Consider the following 6,244-nt stretch of genomic DNA (forward strand, 5'->3'; position numbering starts at 1 on the left):
GGTGTCCGGGCGTCAGCCGTCGCGTCTGCCGGGCGCGGGCGCCGCACCAGCGGGGTCTGGCACGCCCGTCCGACGGGCCTCTCGCCGCCGGGTCACAGGCCTGCGCAGCACGAGCACCGCGACGCCGATGAGCGCCAGGACGGTGAGGCCCACGACCAGGATCTCTCCGATGGGGACCATCGCCGCAGCGTAGGGCGCGTGCGCCGCTGCGCGGCCGGGCCGGCGAGGGTCGTCGCCGTGCGAGTCGGTGGGGCCGCGCTCGGACCAGCACAGGCTGCCCGCGCTCGTCCCGGCCAGCACGACGCCGGCCTCCCAGCACCGCCGGAGCACCGACGGCAGGCCGTGCTCGCGTCAGGCGGACAGCGCGTGGGTGATGAGGTCCCAGACGGAGCCGTCGCCGGGGCGTGGGTCGAGCAGGCCGGAGAAGGCGAGGACCTGACGCCGCTCGGACTCCGTGCCCGCATCCTCCGTCGCCTGGTGAGCAGCCGCACACCCGTCCGGCACGGGGATCCCCGCGCTGGCGACTTAGGGTCACCTAATGAAGTCGAGCAGTGCTCTGGTCCGTGTCTCGTCGGTCGCTGGTGTCGCCGTCGTCGTCCTCTCGGGGTGCTCGGCGGGCACGTCGGGGGAGAGCGCCGAACCGACGCGGACGGTCGCGACGAGCCTGGGGACGGTCCAGGTCCCCCTGGAGGTCGACTCGGTCGTGGTCGTCGAGGGCCGGCGTGACCTGGACGTCGTCCTGGCGCTGGAGCTGCCGCTGGTCGGCTTCCCGGTGGACAGCGACAGCGCGTCCTTCGACCTGGAGGCGCCCCTCGGGGACGCCCTGGACGAGGCGAGGGCCGAGGGCGCGCGGGAGCTGTTCAACCGCAACGAGGTCGACCTGGAGGCCATCGCCGCGGCCGACCCCGACCTGATCGTCGGCCGGGACGAGGACGTCGAGCGCGTCTACGACCAACTGAGTGCCATCGCGCCGGTCATCCCGCTGTCGTCGGTGGCCTCGGGCGGTGCCTGGCAGGACGACCTGCGCCTCGTCGCCGAGGCGACCGGCCGCGACGACCGCGCGGCCGAGCTCGTCGCCGCCTACGACGCCCGGGTGCAGGAGCTCTCCCGGCAGTACACGCAGCAGATCGCCGAGACCGTAGTGCTGCCGCTGGACTGGGCCCCGGAGGGCAGTGGTGTGGTCAATTCCCGCCTGCAGACCGAGGTCCTGACCGACCTCGGTGCCGTGTTCGGCTCGGCGGTCACCGCGGCCCGCGACGCCGGGGGGACGGCGGAGTACGGCCCGGAGGAGCTGGTCACCGCGGCCGGCGACGCCGATGCCCTGCTGCTGATCGTGGACACCCCGGAGGAGATGACGTCGCTGGCCGCGGACCCGCTGTGGCCGTTGCTGCCCGCGGCGGGCACCGACCGGGTGGTCCGCACCGACAAGTTCACGCACGAGGGCGGGCCGCTGACCGCGATGGCGGTGCTGGACCTGGCGGAGCAGCTGTACGCGGCCGGCTGACCGGCCCCCCGGAGGGGTGACCGCTCACAACGGAACTCGACAGCACTCAATTCGGCCCCGGCAGGGTCCGATGGTGGGGACATGACCTCCCTGGCCACCTCAGTGCCCGCTGCTGACGCGCAGCCCGGTCGCTCCACCCTCGTCCGCAACAACGTCACGACCGCCGGCCTGGCCGAGGGCCCGGTGATGGTGCTGGCCCACGGCTTCGGCTGCGACCAGGACATGTGGTCGCGTCTGGTGCCGTACTTCGCCGACACCCACCGCCTGGTCCTCTTCGACCACGTCGGTGCGGGTGCCTCCGACCCGGGCGCCTACGACGCCGCCACGTACGCCACGCTCGACGGGTACGCGGCCGACCTCCTCGAGGTCTGCCACGAGATGGGGCTGGCCGACGTCACCCTGGTCGCGCACAGCGTGGCCTCGATGATGGCCGTCGTCGCCGCGGCCGCGGAGCCCGACCTGTTCAGCGACCTCGTCCTCATCGCCCCCTCGCCCCGCTACGTCGACGACCCGGAGACCGGGTACGCCGGTGGCTTCAGCCGGGCCGACATCGACGAGCTGCTGGACTCCCTGGACTCGAACTACTACGCCTGGGCCGCGGCGATGGCGCCGATGGTGATGGGCACCCCCGACCGCCCCGAGCTGGGCACCGAGCTCACCGGGAAGTTCTGCGCGACCGACCCGACCATCGCCCGCGACTTCGCCCGGGTCACCTTCCTGTCCGACACCCGCGACGTGCTGCCCCGGGTGTCGACCCGCACGCTGGTCCTGCAGTGCTCCGAGGACCTGCTCGCCCCGCCCCAGGTCGGCGCGTACGTCCGCGACGCCCTCCAGGACGCCGTGCTGGCCCCGCTCGCCGCGACCGGGCACTGCCCGCACGTCAGCGCACCCGCCGAGACCGCCGCGGTCGTCCATGCCCACCTCGGCACCGGGCACTGACCTCGCGGTCCCGCCGGTCGCGGAGGAGCTCGACTTCGCCGGCCTGTGGGACGCCGCGCCCTGCGGCCTGCTGCTGACCGGACCCGGCGGCCTGGTCAGCACGGTCAACGCGACCTTCCTGGCCTGGAGCGGGTGGACCCGCGAGCAGCTCGTGGGGACGCCGTTCCACCGGCTGCTGCCGGTGGGTGACCAGATCCTCTGGTCCACCCACTGCCTGCCCCAGCTCACCATCGGCGGCGCGGTCAGCGAGATGGCCGTGGAGGTCAAGACCGCCACCGGGTAACGCCGCGCCGCGCTGGTCAGTGCCGCCCGCACGCCCGGGGACGACGGGCCGGCCCAGACCCGGATCGTCGTCTTCAGCGCCCACGAGCGGCGCAAGTACGAACTGGAGCTGGTGGCGGCCCGGCGCCGGGCGGAGGAGTCGGAGGCCCGGCGGGCCTCGGCCGAGGCCGACCTGCACCACCTGGCGCTGCACGACCCGCTCACCGGGCTGCGGAACCGGGCGGGCCTGATGGCCACCGTGCAGCAGTTCTGGAGCCGTGCCGGGGACCGGGGGGACCGGGTCGCGGCGCTGTTCATCGACCTGGACCACTTCAAGGCGGTCAACGACAGCCTCGGCCACGCCGCGGGCGACGCGCTGCTGCAGACGGTGGCGGGCCGGCTGCAGGCGACCGCGCGGGCCGGTGCGGTCGTCGCCCGGCTGGCCGGGGACGAGTTCGTCGTCGTCGAGCTCGGCGTGACCCCCGGCGACCTCGCGGCGTGGGCCGAGCGCGTGCTCACCGCGCTGCAGGCGCCGCTGGTCCTGGAGGGGCTGGAGGTGGTGGTGACGGCGTCCATCGGCGCCGCCGTGCAGACCTCCGTCGACGAGCCGTTCGAGGACCTGCTGAGGCACGCCGACGGCGCCATGTACTCCGCCAAGGCCCGCGGCCGCAGCGGCTGGCTGGTGCACGACCCGGGTCAGCCCGACGCCACGACCAACCGGCTCCGGCTGCTGGGGGAGCTGCGCCAGGGCATCGAGCGGGGGGAGCTGCGGCTGCACTTCCAGCCCCGGCTCGCCGTCGCCAGCCAGCAGGTGGTCGGTGCCGAGGCGCTCGTCCGCTGGCAGCACCCGACGCAGGGCCTGCTCCCGCCGGACACCTTCATCGACCTCGCGGAGAGCTCGGGCCTGGTCCGTGAGCTGGGCGGGTGGGTGCTGGACGCCGCGGTGGAGCAGGCCCGGTCCTGGCAGGAGCCCGGGCACCCGCTGCGGGGCGTGGACGTCGCCGTCAACCTCTCGGCCCGTCAGCTCGCCGACCCCCAGCTGCTCTCCCGGGTCACCGGGGCGCTGGACCGGCACGGTCTGGACGCCGCCCGGCTGGTCCTGGAGATCACCGAGACCGCGCTGATGCTGGACCCGGCGGCGGCGCTGGAGACGCTGCGGGCGCTGGCGGCGCTGGGGGTCGCGCTGGCGATCGACGACTTCGGCACCGGTTACTCCAGCTTCACCTACCTGAAGACCTTCCCGGTGGACGAGGTCAAGATCGACCGGTCCTTCGTCGCCGGCCTGTGCACCGACCCCGGCGACCGGGCCATCGTCGCCAGCTGCATCCAGCTGGCCCGGGCGATGGGGGCGCGCTCGGTCGCCGAGGGCGTGGAGGACGTCGACCAGCTGCGCGAGCTGGTCGCCCTGGGCTGCGACCAGGCGCAGGGCTTCCACTGGGCGCCGGGGTAGCCGGCCCCGGAGCTGGCCACGTGGGTGGTCTCCCGCGACCACCCCTGACCGGGGGTGGCGTGGGGGCGTGCGCGGCCGGTCTACTGCGCGGGAAGATGTGTCCCGACGCGGCCCGCACCCTCGAGCGGGCTCGAGCACCGGAGGCGACCGTGGCCAAGAAGAACAGCAAGAACGCGCACCTGGTCGAGCCGACCTGGGGCCAGTCCGAGGACGGCGGCCCGCCGCTGACCGAGCTGGTCAGCGAGATGACCGGCTCGCTGTCCCCGTTCGGCGAGGACCACGCCTTCCCGCTGCCGGCCGACCGGCTGCGCTACGCCCACCCGACGGACAAGCCGAACCGGGCCGGCGTCCAGCTGCGCCCCGGCGAGCAGGCATGACCACCCCCGCGCTGCCGTCCTACAGCAGCGGCACCTCCACGGTGCCCCTGCTCGGCGACACCATCGGGGCCAACCTGGACCGGACGGCAGCGCGGGTGGGCGACCACGAGGCGCTGGTCGAGTGCGCCACGGGTCGCCGCTGGACCTACCCGCAGCTCGTCGACGACGTCGACGCCTGCGCGCTGGGCCTGGACGCGCTCGGCGTGCGCAAGGGCGACCGGGTCGGCATCTGGGCGCCCAACTGCGCCGAGTGGGTCTTCGTCCAGTACGGCACCGCCAAGCTGGGCGCCGTCCTGGTCAACATCAACCCGGCCTACCGCACCCACGAGCTGTCCTACGTGCTGGAGCAGGCCGGCATCTCCGTGCTGGTCGCCGCACCGTCGTTCAAGACCAGCGACTACCGGGCGATGGTCGCCGAGGTCCGCGACAGCACCCCGGCGCTGCGCGAGGTGCTCTTCATCGGCGACCCGGGGTGGGACGCGCTGATGGCCACCGGTCGGGCCGCCGACCACGGGCTGCTCGCCGAGCGCGAGGCGCAGCTGTCCGCCGACGACCCGATCAACATCCAGTACACCTCGGGGACGACGGGCTTCCCCAAGGGCGCCACGCTCACCCACCACAACCTGCTCAACAACGGGTTCTTCGTCGGTGAGGGCTGCGGTTACACCGAGGCCGACCGGGTCTGCATCCCGGTGCCGTACTACCACTGCTTCGGCATGGGCATGGGCAACCTGGGCTGCACCTCGCACGGCTCCACGATGGTCGTCCCGGCCCCCGGCTTCGACCCCGCGCTGACCCTGCAGGCGGTGCAGGACGAGCGGTGCACGTCGCTGTACGGCGTCCCGACGATGTTCATCGCCGAACTCGCGCTGCCCGACTTCGCCGACTACGACCTGTCCAGCCTGCGGACCGGGATCATGGCCGGGTCGCCCTGCCCGGTCGAGGTCATGAAGCGGGTGGTCGACGAGATGGGCATGGCCGCGGTGACCATCTGCTACGGGATGACCGAGACCTCGCCGGTCTCCACCCAGACCGGTGCCGACGACGACCTGGACCGCCGCACGTCCACGGTCGGGCGCACGCACCCGCACCTGGAGAGCAAGGTCGTCGACCCCGAGACCGGGCTGACCGTGCCCCGGGGGACCACCGGTGAGCTGTGCACCCGGGGCTACTCGGTGATGCTGGGTTACTGGGACGAGCCGGCCAAGACCGCCGAGGTGCTCGACGCGGCCCGCTGGATGCACACCGGGGACCTCGCGGTGATGGACGCCGAGGGCTACGTGAACATCGTCGGCCGGATCAAGGACATGGTCATCCGCGGCGGGGAGAACGTGTACCCGCGGGAGATCGAGGAGTTCCTCTACAGCCACCCCGACATCGCCGACGTGCAGGTCATCGGCGTCCCGGACCAGCGCTACGGCGAAGAGCTGATGGCCTGGGTGCGGCTGCGCCCGGGTGCGCCCGAGCTGACCGCGGAGGGGCTGAAGGAGTTCTGCGCCGGCAAGCTGGCGCACTACAAGGTGCCCCGCTACGTCAAGGTCGTCGAGGAGTTCCCGATGACGGTGACGGGCAAGGTGCGCAAGGTCGAGATGCGCGAGACGTCGACGGCCGAGCTCGGCCTCGCCGAGGTCGCCACCGCCTAGGTGTACTGCTCGGTGACGTTGGTGCACCGGGTGATGGGTGGGAGGTTGCCCAGGGCGGTGTGGGGCCGGT

Annotated in this window: 7 protein-coding genes; 6 read left to right on the plus strand and 1 reads right to left on the minus strand. The window is 73.3% G+C overall.

Features of this window, described 5'->3' with window-relative positions; all coding sequences use genetic code 11:
• Positions 1-12: 12 nt before the first annotated feature.
• Positions 13-339 (minus strand): Type 1 glutamine amidotransferase-like domain-containing protein, encoded by a 327-nt coding sequence (locus tag AC0IVP_RS19440; protein ID WP_471758725.1) that lies wholly within the window; start codon positions 337-339, stop codon positions 13-15.
• Positions 340-538: 199 nt separating this feature from the next.
• Between AC0IVP_RS19440 and AC0IVP_RS19445 the strand changes: the two genes are divergently transcribed.
• From AC0IVP_RS19445 to AC0IVP_RS19470, 6 genes are all read left to right on the plus strand, one after another.
• Positions 539-1,504, plus strand: a complete 966-nt coding sequence (locus tag AC0IVP_RS19445; protein ID WP_471758713.1) for an ABC transporter substrate-binding protein — start codon at positions 539-541, stop codon at positions 1,502-1,504.
• An 81-nt stretch (positions 1,505-1,585) separates the two neighbouring features.
• Positions 1,586-2,443: an alpha/beta fold hydrolase gene (locus AC0IVP_RS19450; RefSeq protein WP_471758715.1), complete on the plus strand. Its 858-nt coding sequence runs from the start codon at positions 1,586-1,588 to the stop codon at positions 2,441-2,443.
• On the plus strand, positions 2,418-2,726 hold the full coding sequence (locus tag AC0IVP_RS19455; protein WP_471758717.1) for a hypothetical protein: 309 nt from the start codon (positions 2,418-2,420) through the stop codon (positions 2,724-2,726). Before AC0IVP_RS19450 ends, AC0IVP_RS19455 begins: the two co-directional genes overlap by 26 nt.
• A gap of 111 nt (positions 2,727-2,837) precedes the next feature.
• Positions 2,838-4,154 carry a putative bifunctional diguanylate cyclase/phosphodiesterase gene (locus tag AC0IVP_RS19460; protein WP_471758719.1) on the plus strand — a complete coding sequence of 439 codons (1,317 nt, stop codon included), beginning with the start codon at positions 2,838-2,840 and terminating at the stop codon, positions 4,152-4,154.
• 95 nt (positions 4,155-4,249) lie between these two features.
• Positions 4,250-4,531, plus strand: a complete 282-nt coding sequence (locus AC0IVP_RS19465; RefSeq protein WP_471758721.1) for a hypothetical protein — start codon at positions 4,250-4,252, stop codon at positions 4,529-4,531.
• Positions 4,528-6,174 carry an AMP-binding protein gene (locus AC0IVP_RS19470; RefSeq protein ID WP_471758723.1) on the plus strand — a complete coding sequence of 549 codons (1,647 nt, stop codon included), beginning with the start codon at positions 4,528-4,530 and terminating at the stop codon, positions 6,172-6,174. Before AC0IVP_RS19465 ends, AC0IVP_RS19470 begins: the two co-directional genes overlap by 4 nt.
• Positions 6,175-6,244 lie beyond the last annotated feature (70 nt).

It is taken from the genome of Klenkia sp. AC732 (genome assembly GCF_979256525.1).

Coding starts and splice junctions, on each gene's coding strand:
- AC0IVP_RS19445 (WP_471758713.1), top strand. CDS start 539: ATGAAGTCGAGCAGTGCTCTGGTCCGTGTCTCGTCGGTCGCTGGTGTC.
- AC0IVP_RS19450 (WP_471758715.1), top strand. CDS start 1,586: ATGACCTCCCTGGCCACCTCAGTGCCCGCTGCTGACGCGCAGCCCGGT.
- AC0IVP_RS19455 (WP_471758717.1), top strand. CDS start 2,418: ATGCCCACCTCGGCACCGGGCACTGACCTCGCGGTCCCGCCGGTCGCG.
- AC0IVP_RS19465 (WP_471758721.1), top strand. CDS start 4,250: ATGTGTCCCGACGCGGCCCGCACCCTCGAGCGGGCTCGAGCACCGGAG.
- AC0IVP_RS19470 (WP_471758723.1), top strand. CDS start 4,528: ATGACCACCCCCGCGCTGCCGTCCTACAGCAGCGGCACCTCCACGGTG.